Origin of the sequence: Anoxybacillus sp. EFIL, from assembly GCF_013096955.1 — a bacterium.
Taxonomy (GTDB): domain Bacteria; phylum Bacillota; class Bacilli; order Bacillales; family Anoxybacillaceae; genus Anoxybacillus; species Anoxybacillus ayderensis.
Map to the genome: position 1 here is coordinate 35,910 of NZ_SDLH01000003.1, position 14,976 is coordinate 50,885.

Genomic DNA, 14,976 nt, shown 5'->3' on the forward strand with positions numbered 1-14,976 from the left:
GCATCTGCCCCATCTTTTTTATGATTGCCGACTTTTCTTTACTGCATGAGCGACGCTCGCAGCAAAACCTCCCCAAATAATTACCATACCGACAAGCATCATAATAAGTGCACTTGTTTCCATTAGCTTGAAACCTCCTTGTCTGTCGGAACGGAAAGCACTCCATCTTTCCAGCGTTTTACTGAAAGAACAAAACCGAGAACGATGACAAGCGCCGCAACAGTCCATCCGTATTTAACGACGAATAACGTATCGTATCCACCATAATTTTCTTTCACATTTGTTTTAATGCTATCAAACATCATGTATCCTAATACAATTGGTGTGACAACAGAGAGCGAAATTTTCCACCATGCGCCTACCATAATATCTGATACGCTATTTGCATGTGTTTGAAGGGCATTTAGTTCTTTTAACACCCATGCAATGACAACTACTTCCACTAATCCAACAAGCGCAACGCCAAAGTTGTTAATGAAATAGTCAACGACATCTAAGAAATATAATCCGCCGTTCGAAGCGAATATTAATGCGATGAGCGCAGCTACTCCACCACCGCCGAGAACAGCTTTCGTTCGAGATATACCGAACTTTTCTTGAATCGCTGAAACATACGTTTCTGAAATCGAAATAAGCGATGTCAGTCCTGCTAATGTCAATGAAAGGAAAAATAATACCCCGAAAAGCTCATTAAACGCAGGGAACTGGTTAATAATTTGTGGGAAGACGACGAACGCTAATCCAACGCCACCTTTCACAACTTCGCTTACTTCTACGCCTTGTTGTTGCGCTAAAAAGCCAAGGACGCTAAATACGCCGATACCAGCTAATAACTCGAATCCTGAGTTTGCAAAACCGGTAATAAATGCGTTATTCGTAATATCAGATTTTTTTGGTAAATAACTTGAATAAGTAATCATAATAGCGAACGCAATCGATAAGCTAAAGAAAATTTGGCTATATGCAGCAAGCCATACTTTTCCGTTCATAATTTGATCCCAATTTGGTTTGAAAAATGCATTTAATCCTTCGATCGCTCCGTCTAACGTCACAGCGCGAATGACGATAATAAAGAAAAGAACGATAAGCGTTGGTAAGAAAATTTTATTTGCGACTTCAATTCCTTTTCGAACACCTTTATACAAAACGGCTAAGTTAATGATCCAAACGAGAAGAAGTGGAATGAGAACAGCTGGGACTAAACTTCCGAACGTACCCGGCGTTTCTGCTAATTTCAAATATTCACCGAATAAAAAGTCCCCTGTATTTTCTCCCCATTTCGATGTAAATGCAAAATACGTATAAGACATCGCCCATGCAATAACGACGGAATAATACGTTGAGATAACGAATGAAATAAGGACTTGCCACCAACCAATCCATTCTGTTCCTTTGCTTAGACGGGCGAACGTTAACGGCGCTGAACCGCGATACTTATGTCCAAGCGTAAACTCCAATATGAGAATTGGAATACCTGCTGTTAATAATGCGAATAAATACGGGAGGAAAAATGCCCCTCCACCATTTTCATATGCGACAGCCGGAAACCTCCAAATGTTTCCCAATCCAATTGCCGAGCCAGCCGCTGCTAAAATAAAGCCAGCGCGTGTGCCCCATTGTTGACGACTCTCCATAATAAAATACCCTCCTTAGTCAGTTTTTGATTTTTTCATATCGTGACGTAATAAAAAGATGAGCACCTCCTCGTTCGATTATTTTAATTTTTCAGACTTTTTTGTTTCATTTTAGTTTTAAGTATATCAACGGACAAGCCTTTTGTCAAAATAATATTTCAAAAAATAAAATTTTCAGAATTTTTTATTATTCAACTGGAAGTTCAATGGACGTATTTCCTTCCCCACCTTGATTATAAAATTGCGGAACTTCCCCTTGAATAATTTGAATCGCTACAGGAATGTCGTTTTGAATCGTTGCCGTTTTTGTTGCAAATGGAATAATAATTTGCACGTTGACTTCAATATGAATTGCTATTTCTATTAAAGCGTTATTTATGCCAAACGGACGTATATTTTTATTTACATCCGAATGAACATCCCCAATAACGTAAAAACGAACCGGAATGCGCGGTCCTAAATTTCCTAACAATACGTTATTCGTTGCTTGTCCGAGCGGGATATAATAGACGATTCCTTGTTCTTTTTCTGTTTCAATTTGAACATCTGGAAACTCAAGCGCGGATAGTTTTCCTTCTGATGCCGCTTTTAAATTTCGTTGAACACGATTTGTCGTTTTAGCTAATACTCGATTCACAACGGTAGCATTAAAATCGATCGCAGAAATTTTCCCATGCTCATCTTTTTCAATTTTGATAAAATTTTCAACGCGAAAGTCGTCCTCAGCAATTTGTTGATTAATCGCATTATTGATCACTAAATTCGCTAAGCGGCGCGTTTCTTTCTCTGCGATCGCCATCAGCGTTGGTTCGATTCCTCTATTAATAAACCAAAGGCTCGCAACAGTCGAAATGATAAAAAAAACGAAAGTAATTAAAAAAATATAGCGGATGGGTAGCGGTTTTCTTCTTTTACGTAGTTGTTGATACAACAAAAATCCCCCCTCTCACGCTATATGTATGCGATCAAGCAGGGGATTATTATTTTATTTCATCAGGAGCAAGGCGTCTTTCCCTTTCATGCCACGTGAAATACCTAATTGTTCAGCAGCAAATGTAACAGACTCAAGCGGTGCCTCTAACAGTTGATCAATTGTCCGCACTCCTACCGCTCTTCCAGCTACAATGCCACGGTCGCGCAATTTTTCGTTTAACAAAGCCACATCTAACGCCCCACACATAATATATCCTTTATCATTAGCAACAGCTAACAACGTCGTTTTAGGCAACTGAACAGAAATGGCCGTAAACGGCTCTCCGTCAATCCATAACGGCTTTAATTCGATCATATATTCACGCTCCTTTCTTTTATTCAATGTATGAATAAAAGATCGAAGGGTGCCTATTGATACATGTTTTTTAGCTTCCACGCAAGCACATCCCGCAACATTTCAGGCATGTAATATTTCTTTTTCGCACGATATATTTCTGGATACAAGTGTCCGAACGTAAACATATCAATTGTTGCGACCGCATACGTTTTTTGCTCATCAATTGGCTGATGATGAATCAAAATGCGACGCACATGTGCTTGACCGTCCGACATGGTCTCTTTCTCAATTGTGACGCCATCGTACACCATCTGTCCCATCACTTCACCACGAAACCCAAACCCTCTCACCCGCAACTGTTTCATTTGTTCCGTTTCCGCTTGTAAAATGACTTCTTTTAATTCGCTTCCACGTAAATATACTTTGCACGGATTAATTGGGTGCGGACAAATGCGATGAATATCCCCTTTCGTCACAACGCCTTTTGGCAATGATGCAAGCAAAACACCCGCATTGACCATCGCTATATCACCTTCACACCATTCGTTCAACGCTTGCGCAAGAAGCGACGCAAATGGGGAAGGGGAAAACCAGTCCATATGTAACGGTTCGGGCAAATGCACAATCGGTTGTGCCAATGCATTTGTTGCTTGCTCAATCATATGATTTAATTTTTGTTTCGTTTCCGCACATTCATGTTCTAATGCATCGGTATGTTGGACATATGCGCATGACTCAACTTTTCGGCTATTTTTATCAATTGACAATGTTAAACATCCGACATATTGCGCAAACTTCCCCGCTCCACAAAGCAACGTTTCATTCACGCGCTTGCCATGTTCAAATACGTGATGTGTATGGCCACCTAAAATTGCAGTCAATTGTGGAAACATATGAGCCATTTTTTCATCATCACTTATCCCTAGATGAGACAATAAAACAATGGCATCTACTTTTTCCGAAAGTTGTTCAATGAGCTTAGCAACCGTATCAAACGGATCGGCAACACGCCATCCAAGCAATTCATAAAACGTCTGAAACGGAACGGTCACCCCAATAAATGCAACGCGAACATGTCCAAACGTCATCATAACATATGGCTTCATCCAATGCGGGCGCTCTCCGTTTTCATAAAATACGTTCGCCACGATGACCGAAAATGCCGCGTGCGTATACAACGTATCGAGCTGTTCATGACTAAGTGTTATTCCTTCGTTATTCCCAATCGTAACCGCATCGTATGCGACATCGTTTAAAAGAATGACGTTTCCCTTTCCAGAGGATGCTTCCGTGATCGGATGAAATCGATCGATAAAATCACCAATATCAAGTAAAACCATATGCTCGCGATTTTGTTGATGCTTTTTTCTTACTGTTTTTAAATAATGAACAACTTTTGGCCATCGCTCAAAATGGCTATGCACATCGTTTGTATGATAAATATGTATCGTCTCCCTCAACGCTTGCAACACACCTTTCTTTTTTACAATCCAAGTCCTTGCATAATTAAACGAACACCAAGTAAAATAAGTACCATTCTTAATAACGTCACGACCGTTTTTCCTTTTAATCGTCGATTAAGCCACGCCCCACATTTCGCCCCAATCCATACGCCCGGAATAAGCGAAAGAGCAAACGTCCAAGCGACATTCCCCATAAAGACGTGCGTCATTGAACTAACAATAGATGATAAAAAGACGATAAACATCGATGTCGCAACGGCAACGTGAGGAGGAAATAAAAATAATAGCATCATCGCAGGCACCATAAGCGACCCGCCACCGATACCAAAAAATCCACCAACAAACCCGACAACAAACGCAATGAGCGTAGCGCTAAACGGATGATACCCGTACGTCACTTCCTCCCCTTCATTCGTGACATATGTACGCACAACAGGAAACGTTCGTTTTTTAGATGGGGAGAAACGCGATTGAAACATAAGCAAAAACGAAACGGCAATGAGAAACAATCCGAAATAAAGCGAAAAATGGTGCATATGTACATGTTGATTCACCCATGCGCCAAGCATCGCCCCTGGTCCACTGCCGATGAAAAAAAACAAACCGCTTTTATAGTCAACCATTTTATGCTTCATATACGTTAAAGTTGATGATAATCCGTTAAAAATAATGACAACAAGCGATGTTCCGACAGCTGCTTGCGGTGAAATGGTCGGCAATATGTGCGCAGCACTTAAAAAAAGAAGCGCGGGAACGATAATGACCCCTCCCCCTAAACCGACAAGGCTACCAATCGTTCCTGCTAAAAGACCGATGATTAAAAGAAATATATATTCCATTTTTGATCCCCCATTATGAAAACAAATCTAATTGTCGCGGTGCCAAATTTGTATACTCAATGCCTAACAACTGCAACAACTGTTTTGCATTATGAGCAGCATCTCCGCCTGAGTTGTTGTTAAATAGTACGTAAATGTGTTTACATTTTGTTTGTAACATTCGAATATGTTGTGCCCACTCTTGTAGCTCTTGCTCGTTGTAGCGGTATAAATAACGGACGGCACGCCAATTTTCGTCATCTCTTTTATTCCAGCCTGCGACATTGCGTCCGTGTAGACGAATAAGTGTTTTATTTGGATCTGTTGGATGAAGAACGGTCGGTACCGATCCTTCCCCCGCTTGCGGTTCATCGCAAATGCTATGAATCCATCGCTCTTCCTCCATAAAGCGCAACGTCTTCTCGTAAAACGGAGGGGAAAACCACGATTGATGACGAAATTCAAGCGCTACAGGAATATCTTTCATTCGCTCCCGACACCAACGCAAATAGTGAACATGCTCTTTTTTACAATCGAACCACGGCGGAAATTGAAACAATACCATGGCGAGCTTATTTCCTTGTTGAAACGGCTCAATCGATTGGAGAAATGCAGTAAACATCTCATCTTTGTTTGCATATGGAATGTCGCCCCGTTGATGCCCCGTCATTCCTTGATACGCCTTCACGATAAATTGGAATGACGCAGGCGTTTCCGTCAACCATTTTTCAACGTTTTGGCGCGGTTGAATGGCATAAAAATACGCATCAACCTCAACGGTTGGAAAGTGAGCCGCATACGCTTGTAACTTATCTTTTGACGCAAGACGAGACGGATATAAACTGTCATGGTCGCCCCATCCCGTTAGTCCGACATAAATCATATTCATCACCTACATTCATCTTACCACAACATACAAAAAAAGCCGATGATCTGCATGGCGCAGATCATCAGCTATTTATTATCCAATGCTACCTTCCATTTCGAATTTGATTATTTTTACTCTTTTTTAGGGAAAATAGCACCTCACAAATGTTGATTTTTCAAGGTTTTCGCGTGTTGACACATTAATTAAAAATGCTACCCACAATATTTTTGTGGGTGTTTTGTGGGTGAAAAACAAGGCGGAGCGATCCGCCTTTTTCCTCTTGTTGTTATTAGACCCATTCCGTATCATACGGTCGATACTTCTTGCGCAATTCCTTTAATTCTTTCACAAGTGCTTCAACGTCATCTCGGAAAAACAATTTATCTTTTTGAAAACTCTTGATCGGAACAATCCTTCCCGATTCGATCAATTTGCTAAGGCGTTGATATGTCACGTTTAAAATCTCGAGTGTTTCAGCAACTCCGAGGACTTCACTTTTAATGAAGTCCTCGAGTTCTTTTCGTGATGCAAAGTGATATGACACGTTCACTTCCCCCTCATCTGTCGCGAAAATACGAGATAACATAAGTAATACCTGCAATCCCCCATACAACAATAACGATCAATAACACGATGTCCAATATGCCAAGATGTCTAAAGTCAGTGGTCACGAAAAAACGTAAGGCAACAAACGCCAATAAGATGTTTGCGATCCAGGCTAATTTTGACATACCTTTTGGGAGATGATAATATGTTTTATACAGAAGCCCTTCCCGAAGGTCGGGCTTCCGTTTTGGGTTTATTTGCGACGTTTCTTTTTGGAGCGTCGCTTTTTCTTTTGGTTTCGTCCCTCTAGGAAAGCGATAGTCGCTAGGACGAAACCGGCGATACTGCAAAGTTTCTCGATGATGTCCAGCCACTTCATCATCTCCCTGTCGTTCACCTCCTTTCTGATTTTACTATACCATATCTATTGTAATATTACAATAGATAAAATAAAAAAATTTCTATTTCAGTTATTTTTTATATCACCGCCGTTTGGCGGGGGGATTTTGATAAAATTTCTAGAATCTTTAATATTTTTGTTGAAAAAATCAACAAAAATAGTTGATTTGTTTTTCGAGTAATGTTAATCTATTAATAGAAAAAACTTCATATTAGAAAGGAGGAACAACCATGTTAACTGAGTTCGGCAGATTTTGTCGGAAGCTTAGAATTGATAATGGAGAGTTATTAAAACACATGGCTGATAAACTCGGAGTAACTTCTTCATATCTATCTGCTGTTGAAAATGGTAAGAGAAATGTTCCTCAAGATTGGGTTGAAAAAATTGCAAATCTTTACTCTTTGGGTACCGAAGAGTATAGTGAGTTGAAAAAAGCAGCACAAAACTCACAAAAGGTTGTTAAATTGGATTTTGAAGGATTTGATTTGGAGGATAAAGATACGCTACTGGCATTAGCAAGACAATTTAAAGATTTGACTGAAGACGACAAAATGCTCATAAAAAATATCCTCCAAAAAAGAAAAAAAGGAGGGATTAAATGAGTTTACTAGTTGCCAATCCTACTTCTAGAAAGAAAATTAGGGCTTTGACCAATGCAATTAGGGAAATCTTGGGGTTACAAGACGAAAAATGTTTTCCTGTAGTTGAATTTCTTGAGTTGGGGCTACCACAAATTTTCCATGATTTTTCTTATGAGATTGTAGCACCGCACGAACTCAAGAATAAATATGGCGTGACTTATCCAGAAAAGAATGTCATTAGGTTACGCGAGGATGTTTACGAGAATGCTATTTCGGGTATTGGGCGTGATAGATTTACAGTCGCTCACGAGATTGGACACTTTATAATGCATAGACCAGGAAGTATAGCTTTAGCTAGAAATCAAGCTATTGAAAACATACCTAAATATAGGGATCCTGAGTGGCAAGCAAACACATTTGCTGCTGAGTTGCTTGCCCCACCACATATAATAAAAGGTATGTCTGTAAAAGAAATTGCATTATGCTGTGGTGTTTCATTGTATGTTGCTCAAATTCAATCTGGTCAAATTTAAAGAATGGGAGGGTAAAAAATGGTGTGTAATAAAAAAAGCCCATGCAAAGGGCCTGCATAGAACTGAATAGAAAAAAAGTGAATGTCGCTACATTATAAATCAATTTTGCCGAATTGATATTTATAGTGTATCACTTTTCAAGGCCCTTTGCAAATAAAAATTTGTAAAGGGATGTGGTATATAATGAAAAAAAACACAAAATTAGTATGGTCTGAATCTCATCAGTCTTATGGGATTTTCCGAGCTTGGCGAAGACACCCTAAGACACAAGAAGTCCTTTGGGCTAAGAATTACGGGAAAAAAGCATGGTTTATCCCATTAGCAGAATTAGAAGCTGAACATGCCTAATCAACTCTAATCCAAAACTCCACTTAGTGCGACCTGAGTGGAGTTTTATTTACGCATTATCTATATTGCCCATATGCCCGCGAATATATTCAGTAGATGGTACGTACGGGACATATCGGGTAGAAGAAAAGATGAAGCCAAGTGATGTGGTGGTACTGGTGTGTGTTGTTATTGTTCTAATTATTGCTTATTTTTCTTAAAGAAAAGGCGGAGTGGATTCCGCCTTTTCTGCACTCGAAAATAATTTTGCACCAATTTTGCACGAGATAAAAGGGTATGTCCATTAAACCTTGAAATATCAATAATTTTTGTCACATGGTTATTATCCTGCCGAGTGGCAGGGGTTATTTCACGCGCAACTTTTGCCCAACCCGAATCAAATTCGGATTCGCGATATTATTCAATCTCTGTAGCGCGTCTACTGTGGTATTATGTTTTTTCGCAATCGCCGACAATGTATCGCCTTTTTGGACGGTGTATGTCGTTTTTGGAGTTGTAGAAGCACTAGTTTGTTTACCATCTAACTCCTTATCCGTTCCATATCCTTTGTAATTGTATTGTAGGTGTGGCTTGTCGATGAATCCTTTCCAGTCCCCGCCCCACTCGAAGCCTAATTCCTTTGCTTTCGCGATCGCTTGTCGCATGTCCGATCGACCATATCCATTCCAGTCGGTTTTGCCGTTGATAATCGGTACAAAGTCGAGAGCCTGTCCAACAAGGTGATATGATTTCATAGTCTGTGACTTCCCGCTGGCAACATAATATCGCTGTTGTTCTTCTGTGCGTATTGTTTCGTAGATGAGAATATCAATTCCATTAGCTATGCACCAATTGTACCATTCCATTGCTGCTCTTTTTGTGTTAGGAGCCAATTTTTCAAGGTTTGCTAAGTTCCTTTCGTGATAAGTCGCTTTGAACATTATTTCTCCTCTCCCTTCTGATTTTCACTTTTTAATTGCGCAAATACCTTCGAGACCTGCCCGGGAATAGACACGCCCAAACGACCTAGATTTTCAATAAAACTGATGCCTTCATTACCAATTAGAAACATAATCATCGTATTGCGCATAAAATCACCGCTACCAGTCACCGCGTCCAGTTGATTTGCCACGATAACAGCTAAAATCATGGCCATCTTTTTCATCAGTCCTCGAAATGCCGTCTTGGATGACACTTCCTTTGTGCTGACAGCAACCATCAGACCTGAAATATAATCCACTGCCATCATGATTCCGAGTGCAATAGCAAGATGATCCACCCCGCCAATTAAATAGGCGATAGCTGATGCGCTACCGCCTGTAACTGTAGTGTATAGTGTGTTTGTATTATGCTTCATGTGCTTTCCTCGCTTTCATCAAAAGTAAAAGCACACTCTCATACGAAAGTGTGCTTATTGCACATTATCGTTCATATATATTATGAGCCAGTATGACTTCTAAAGAATAAACCGTTGACGTAACCTTTTTTCTTAAGGTGATTATCTACTCCTTCAATAAAATGAAAAATAGAATCAACAACAGTCTCATATGCTAATATCGCTTCTTCTTTAGTTGCTTTTACTTTCGTTCCATGAGCTATTTCATTTCTCCACTTTAAAACTTTTTTCTCCCATTTAGACCAAGAAGACGATGTAGCTAATTTTACTCCAAATAAATTATTCATTAACGGATTTACTTTTACAGGTATTTCTGCAGCTTTTAATAACCTAGATATACTATCTTTATCTAGCCCAATTTCTGAATAACCTAGTGTTAAAGTGGAATCAACATATGTTTCTAAAGCAATCTCAGATAACAATATACTCATAAGATATTCTTCAGATCTTAATTGATCAAACGCATATTGAAGCATATGAAGCCATGGAACTTCGTAATCTTCTGACTTATAATTAACTGTTATCATAATTTTTCCTACTTCTCCAATAATTGAAGGATCACTATGTTCTGCTAAAGATGTAAATACATTAAATCCATTACTAGTAATATCAGTTGCACCTGCGAGAAATGGTCCGATAGGAAATAGCATTACTTTGTAAATTTTCTTTATGTTCTCAGGTAACTCCACTTGTTTGGTGTATCCAATTCTCACATCAATTGAAAAATAGTACATTTCATTAGCTAGAAAGACATTTGGAGTAATATGATCTTCTACTTTCTTTAATCCGTTTTTTATGCCTTCATATATAGAAAATTCATTTTTACACTCCGGATCTTGGCAAACAATAATCGATTTCTTCATGTCATCTTCAGATAACGACCAACCTCTGGAACATTTATTGCATTGAATCATAAATGCTCCGAATTTCGAATGTTCCATAAACACACCCCTATACATTTTACAATTCTATTTCCATTTCATTCCCACAATTAGAACAAACTAAATAAAGGGATTGAAAAGGATAGTTACCTAATACTGAGCAGTTAATTTTTGATATATCATCTTTTACAAAATCTTTGTCAAATACTACCGCTTCATTACATTCAACACACAATAACTTAAATCCTTTTTTCATTCCAATCATCCTTTACAAAATATAACATAGGGGTGGAATATGGAGAATTTGGATAAAAATACACCTACTTTTCAGTGGTGTTTATGTCGCATTATGAGACAAGTGCTAATTACACATTATCGTCCTACTGCGCTGTTTTATATGCCAGCGTTTCATCATATTCTTGTTGCGTAATCCACCCTTGCGCTAACGCATTGTCAATTTGCTCTTGTGTAAAGTTTTGCGCCGCGTATTGTTTGACAGGTTCATGATATTCAGTAGGAATATCCGAAATACGTCGATTTCCGTAAAGATAAATATCTCTTGCGTATGCGCTTGTTCTAAACGAATAAACTGCCATTGTTCATCACCTCATGCTGTTGTATTTGAGAAATAGAAATCCATAAAGGCAACAAAATCACCGTTAATTTGAGCTAATTGCTGTTTGAGTTGTTGATTTTCTTGCTGTAATTGCAAAAGTGGATTCGGCGGTAAAGGCGGTAATTGTTCCCCTGCCGTTTCGTTTTGGACTGGTGTTTTTACAACATGAGAAACAGTTACACCGTCTTTTGTATATTCGATGACATTCATGTCGCCTTCAATGTATTGACGTAATATTGAAATCATTTTTATTCCTCCTTTTATACAAGCACATAAGTAATAGTAGCTTCGACTGTGTAGCCCCCTGCGGTAGAACGTACATTCACTTTTAAACTATTGTTAAATCTGATATTCATAGGTATTCCGACACTTCCATTATTTAGTGAATTTACGCGTAAATCTGTTATCAACGTCGTTCCATCTACAATAATCTCAACAAATGTATAAACAGCGGTGTTTTCATATCGTGATGTACCGGCTATTCCTGTTAAAATCCCTTTACCTGTTACGTTGACAGCAGTTTCATATGTGCTGTTTATAGTGGAGAACTTTGTAATGATTGGTGTTGTTTTCATCCAATCCGTTTCTCCACTAACAGGCTGTAATCGCTGAATCCCCATTACGCCACCTCCACACCGGAAATATGAATAGAAATTATGTTCGTCCCACTAGCTAAATTAGCTGTGATTGTTTCGCCAGCTTCTAAAACAAAACTACCATCAACGATAATCGTATCTTTCATTTTTACTGTTGCACCGTTGAAAAGAGCAACCCCACCAATCATTAAATAAAAATCCGTATCTGCGTTTGTTGCCCCTGCGATAGCAATACTTTTTACAATGGTTTTTGTATTGGCAGGAACGGTGTATAAAGTTGTCGTAGATGTACTGTTTATTGTTACTCTTGCTAATTTTTTAGCTGTTACCGCCAATTAAATCGCCCCCATCCAATAGAGAATTTCAAGATCATTCGCTTTCGCTTGTGTTGCGTTCCAAGCATCTTTTTCAACTTGTGTAACGTGCTTCGCAGTTTCAGCCGAATGTGCAGCAACTGCATCATTCACTTGTTTCACCGCGTTCGCTGTCGCCGCCTGCGTTGTGCTTGTGCTTGTCAGCGTATCATTGAGTTGGACGATACCAGCCTGTGTGGTACTGGCATTCGGTAGCGATTGTTGTGGCAACTGTTCAGATAGAATTTTTCCGTTTGGTCCTAAGATAGCGACTTTCCCATCAATTCTGTCCCAGTTGTCATTCAGCATCGTCTGTATATTAAACGTGTCGTTGGCATCTGCGATCGGATCTTTTTTATACAGCCCTAGTCGCGGTGTAGTGCTTGCCATGTTTACGCACCTCCTGCAAATTTATCGAGCGTTGTCGCTTCCAATTGCGAAAGCGTCATTACGTTATGAACGTCTTTTATTAACAAATAAGAAAACTCGAAGTCTATCGCCAAATGTGCCGGAATAATCTCGCGCAAAGCGTTTTGAATGTCGGCTAAATTCGGCGGAACCCCGAGTTTGCTAACGAATTTAACTTTTACGGTGTAAAGCGAAGGTTGTTCAGTTACTTCGACTTCGCCGTTATACCATGACTCTGCGACGTTTTTAATGAGAGCGACCGTTACTGTGCCGATGCCGCGTAATTTTGACTTGATCACGCTACGACGTTGCTCAACCGGCTTACTTTCATCGATTGGAATACCGCAAATGCGCTCCCAATGAGAAAGTCCCCATGTGGCTGTGTCAACATAAAACTGTTTCAAAATTTCATCTATTGTAGCGCCCAATTGCTCAACTTCTTCGTTTTCTGTCCCTACTAAGGTTTGAAACTCTCGTATATCTTGATAGTAATTAGGGAGATATTGAAATAGATTAGACACTTATTGATACCTCCCCAAGCACTGGAACTTCTTCATCTTGCAACGCTACATTGACTGTGCCACTATTCACAAATAATCTGTTGTAATCAATGACACCCGGCGTGTTCAATAGGATTGTTCCGATTTTCGCATAGCTGACATATGTCACGGAAAAAGCGATCTCTTTGAAATATTCATCCAACGACGCCGCAAATGCGTCTTGTACACTCTGTAATGTATATCCTGACGCAAGCACCACATTCGCAGAAACATCGATCGGCTTTCCTGTCGCCGAAGCAACCGTGACAGAAGCTCCGATCGGTCGCACTTGCTCAATATATTCCTGCACCTTTTCAACCAATTCCGTTGTAGCTGGCTGCATATCAGTATTGACAATCGTGACTTTCACGGTGCCCGGACCGTTCCAAAGAGGCGTTACTTTTGCTGCCCCTACGCCTGCGACCTTGGTTGCCCATTGTTTATAGTCGGCTGCATTTCCGCTCGTTCCTGGCTCTCGCACCTTTTGCAAAAATCGTTTCCGCAGTGACTCGTCGTTCTCCTCATTTTCTCCAGGAATCAACACATCTGCCAATGTCGCTGTTCCTAGTCCTTCAATTGGTTCAATCGGGAGAAGACTGCCGAAATCTTGATTTCCTATACTTCCCAGTGTTTCAGCTTGCATACGAAATTGACCATCTGTGATTTTTTCAGTCGCTACATAGACCATATCGTTTAGTCTAAATCGGCTTCCGATTGGAATATTAAACGGTACATCGTTTCCATCCGTAAATATTCCTTTTCGCACAGCAGGTGTTGCTTGCTTTCTGTATACACCAAAATCCGCGGTTCGCTTATCTAAATATTCACCCGTCGAGGTTTCTCCGAAGGCAAGGTGCAAAACCACATCTAACTCTGCGTACATTTGCGCCAATTCCATCGCCGCAGGAGCCAAGGCATCATAGATAATCGATCCTTCTCGTTTGTCTATATCGTCTGGTATGCGATCAAGCATACGTTGTAAAATCGTTTCAAACGTCTGATTTTCAAACAACACCGTTCACCTCTTTCGTTAATTCCACTTTTCCATAAACGGTGTAGCACACGATTTTCGCAACGGCTGAATCCCCAGAAAATTGCACCGTCACGTCTACATCTGTTACTCGTTCATCTTGCAATACAGCTTCTTTGATTCTCCGCGGCAATTCAGCTTGAACGAATAATCTTTCTTTTCCAACTAAATTCTCAAACCCGTAATTATCGCTATAAATCAAATATTTAAAGCGATCGGTGTTCAACATTTTAAAAATGGATTGCTTAATCGCTTCTACTCCATCAATCATTCCACTACATTGTCCATTTTCAAAATCAAGACGATACGTTTTTGACGGAATCGCCGATGGTTCAATCACTTCTGCTTCTTCGATTGTGATGTTTTCAGAAGGGAGTACCATCATTTCACCACCTTATCTAAAACAACAAATTGTTGGCCACCTTGAACGCGAAGCAAAACGACTTTATCACCTTTTTTCAATCCAGTCCGAATCGGTGTATCAGTTAACATTCCGCTTAATGCTTTTACCCCTCCACCGTGATTGTGCTCCAAATTCACTTCATATCGCGTGACACGCTCTGTAATAACCAAAAACTCTTCGGTCAGCTTCAACTTCTGATGTATTTGAATCTCAAGAGGGGTTTCAGATACGACCGTGCCAAACAACACATGAACGGGATTCGTCGCTTCTACAGCCTTTACGGCAACCGTTTTAATTAAATCTATTAAACTCAT

23 protein-coding genes and 1 pseudogene are annotated in these 14,976 nt (G+C 39.8%); 2 read left to right on the forward strand and 22 right to left on the reverse strand.

Features of this window, described 5'->3' with window-relative positions:
• Positions 1 to 18 precede the first annotated feature (18 nt).
• The 9 genes from ES017_RS06025 to ES017_RS16070 form a co-directional block, all read right to left on the reverse strand.
• Positions 19 to 123 carry a methionine/alanine import family NSS transporter small subunit gene (locus tag ES017_RS06025; protein ID WP_009362251.1) on the reverse strand — a complete coding sequence of 35 codons (105 nt, stop codon included), beginning with the start codon at positions 121 to 123 and terminating at the stop codon, positions 19 to 21.
• Entirely contained in the window at positions 123 to 1,634 is a 1,512-nt protein-coding gene (locus ES017_RS06030; protein WP_136260188.1) for a sodium-dependent transporter, read from the reverse strand. Before ES017_RS06030 ends, ES017_RS06025 begins: the two co-directional genes overlap by 1 nt.
• Before the next feature lie 187 nt (positions 1,635 to 1,821).
• The gene (yunB, locus tag ES017_RS06035) at positions 1,822 to 2,568 is read right to left on the reverse strand and encodes a sporulation protein YunB (RefSeq protein WP_136260187.1); all 747 of its coding nucleotides are present in this window, start codon (positions 2,566 to 2,568) and stop codon (positions 1,822 to 1,824) included.
• Positions 2,569 to 2,619: 51 nt separating this feature from the next.
• Positions 2,620 to 2,922 carry a YunC family protein gene (locus tag ES017_RS06040; protein WP_009362254.1) on the reverse strand — a complete coding sequence of 101 codons (303 nt, stop codon included), beginning with the start codon at positions 2,920 to 2,922 and terminating at the stop codon, positions 2,620 to 2,622.
• A gap of 53 nt (positions 2,923 to 2,975) precedes the next feature.
• Positions 2,976 to 4,364: a bifunctional metallophosphatase/5'-nucleotidase gene (locus tag ES017_RS06045; protein ID WP_136260186.1), complete on the reverse strand. Its 1,389-nt coding sequence runs from the start codon at positions 4,362 to 4,364 to the stop codon at positions 2,976 to 2,978.
• A gap of 23 nt (positions 4,365 to 4,387) precedes the next feature.
• Positions 4,388 to 5,206 (reverse strand): sulfite exporter TauE/SafE family protein, encoded by an 819-nt coding sequence (locus ES017_RS06050; RefSeq protein ID WP_019417420.1) that lies wholly within the window; start codon positions 5,204 to 5,206, stop codon positions 4,388 to 4,390.
• A 13-nt stretch (positions 5,207 to 5,219) separates the two neighbouring features.
• Positions 5,220 to 6,068: a DUF72 domain-containing protein gene (locus ES017_RS06055; RefSeq protein ID WP_009362257.1), complete on the reverse strand. Its 849-nt coding sequence runs from the start codon at positions 6,066 to 6,068 to the stop codon at positions 5,220 to 5,222.
• A 274-nt stretch (positions 6,069 to 6,342) separates the two neighbouring features.
• A complete protein-coding gene (locus ES017_RS06060) occupies positions 6,343 to 6,597 on the reverse strand; it encodes a DNA-binding protein (protein ID WP_042895115.1) in 255 nt (84 codons plus the stop codon).
• Positions 6,598 to 6,852: 255 nt separating this feature from the next.
• On the reverse strand, positions 6,853 to 6,981 hold the full coding sequence (locus ES017_RS16070) for a hypothetical protein (RefSeq protein ID WP_256368955.1): 129 nt from the start codon (positions 6,979 to 6,981) through the stop codon (positions 6,853 to 6,855).
• 248 nt (positions 6,982 to 7,229) lie between these two features.
• Here ES017_RS16070 and ES017_RS06065 point away from each other — a divergent pair, with 248 nt between their 5' ends.
• Together ES017_RS06065 and ES017_RS06070 are read left to right on the forward strand one after the other, a co-directional pair.
• Positions 7,230 to 7,601 (forward strand): helix-turn-helix domain-containing protein, encoded by a 372-nt coding sequence (locus ES017_RS06065; protein ID WP_171334850.1) that lies wholly within the window; start codon positions 7,230 to 7,232, stop codon positions 7,599 to 7,601.
• A complete protein-coding gene (locus ES017_RS06070) occupies positions 7,598 to 8,113 on the forward strand; it encodes an ImmA/IrrE family metallo-endopeptidase (protein ID WP_042895097.1) in 516 nt (171 codons plus the stop codon). The genes ES017_RS06065 and ES017_RS06070 overlap by 4 nt, the downstream gene beginning before the upstream one ends.
• 827 nt (positions 8,114 to 8,940) lie before the next feature.
• Here ES017_RS06070 and ES017_RS06075 read toward each other — a convergent pair.
• The 13 genes and pseudogenes from ES017_RS06075 to ES017_RS06135 all read right to left on the reverse strand — a co-directional run.
• Positions 8,941 to 9,381, reverse strand: a pseudogene (locus ES017_RS06075) (M15 family metallopeptidase); the annotation flags it as partial.
• The gene (locus tag ES017_RS06080; RefSeq protein WP_171334852.1) at positions 9,381 to 9,797 is read right to left on the reverse strand and encodes a phage holin family protein; all 417 of its coding nucleotides are present in this window, start codon (positions 9,795 to 9,797) and stop codon (positions 9,381 to 9,383) included. The pseudogene ES017_RS06075 and the gene ES017_RS06080, both read right to left, overlap by 1 nt.
• A gap of 80 nt (positions 9,798 to 9,877) precedes the next feature.
• The gene (locus tag ES017_RS06085; RefSeq protein ID WP_171334853.1) at positions 9,878 to 10,777 is read right to left on the reverse strand and encodes a hypothetical protein; all 900 of its coding nucleotides are present in this window, start codon (positions 10,775 to 10,777) and stop codon (positions 9,878 to 9,880) included.
• A gap of 19 nt (positions 10,778 to 10,796) precedes the next feature.
• Positions 10,797 to 10,973, reverse strand: a complete 177-nt coding sequence (locus tag ES017_RS06090) for a hypothetical protein (protein ID WP_171334854.1) — start codon at positions 10,971 to 10,973, stop codon at positions 10,797 to 10,799.
• 124 nt (positions 10,974 to 11,097) lie between these two features.
• Positions 11,098 to 11,313 carry a hypothetical protein gene (locus tag ES017_RS06095; RefSeq protein ID WP_171334855.1) on the reverse strand — a complete coding sequence of 72 codons (216 nt, stop codon included), beginning with the start codon at positions 11,311 to 11,313 and terminating at the stop codon, positions 11,098 to 11,100.
• An 11-nt stretch (positions 11,314 to 11,324) separates the two neighbouring features.
• Positions 11,325 to 11,579, reverse strand: a complete 255-nt coding sequence (locus tag ES017_RS06100; protein WP_171334856.1) for a hypothetical protein — start codon at positions 11,577 to 11,579, stop codon at positions 11,325 to 11,327.
• A 14-nt stretch (positions 11,580 to 11,593) separates the two neighbouring features.
• Positions 11,594 to 11,953, reverse strand: a complete 360-nt coding sequence (locus ES017_RS06105; protein ID WP_171334857.1) for a hypothetical protein — start codon at positions 11,951 to 11,953, stop codon at positions 11,594 to 11,596.
• On the reverse strand, positions 11,953 to 12,264 hold the full coding sequence (locus tag ES017_RS06110; protein WP_171334858.1) for a hypothetical protein: 312 nt from the start codon (positions 12,262 to 12,264) through the stop codon (positions 11,953 to 11,955). The genes ES017_RS06105 and ES017_RS06110 overlap by 1 nt, the downstream gene beginning before the upstream one ends.
• A complete protein-coding gene (locus ES017_RS15905) occupies positions 12,265 to 12,672 on the reverse strand; it encodes a tail fiber protein (protein WP_253263360.1) in 408 nt (135 codons plus the stop codon).
• A 2-nt stretch (positions 12,673 to 12,674) separates the two neighbouring features.
• Positions 12,675 to 13,211, reverse strand: a complete 537-nt coding sequence (locus ES017_RS06120) for a YmfQ family protein (protein ID WP_171334859.1) — start codon at positions 13,209 to 13,211, stop codon at positions 12,675 to 12,677.
• Positions 13,204 to 14,241 (reverse strand): baseplate J/gp47 family protein, encoded by a 1,038-nt coding sequence (locus ES017_RS06125; protein WP_171334954.1) that lies wholly within the window; start codon positions 14,239 to 14,241, stop codon positions 13,204 to 13,206. The genes ES017_RS06120 and ES017_RS06125 overlap by 8 nt, the downstream gene beginning before the upstream one ends.
• Positions 14,234 to 14,644, reverse strand: a complete 411-nt coding sequence (locus tag ES017_RS06130) for a DUF2634 domain-containing protein (RefSeq protein ID WP_253263361.1) — start codon at positions 14,642 to 14,644, stop codon at positions 14,234 to 14,236. The genes ES017_RS06125 and ES017_RS06130 overlap by 8 nt, the downstream gene beginning before the upstream one ends.
• Positions 14,641 to 14,976: a DUF2577 domain-containing protein gene (locus ES017_RS06135; protein WP_042894519.1), complete on the reverse strand. Its 336-nt coding sequence runs from the start codon at positions 14,974 to 14,976 to the stop codon at positions 14,641 to 14,643. The genes ES017_RS06130 and ES017_RS06135 overlap by 4 nt, the downstream gene beginning before the upstream one ends.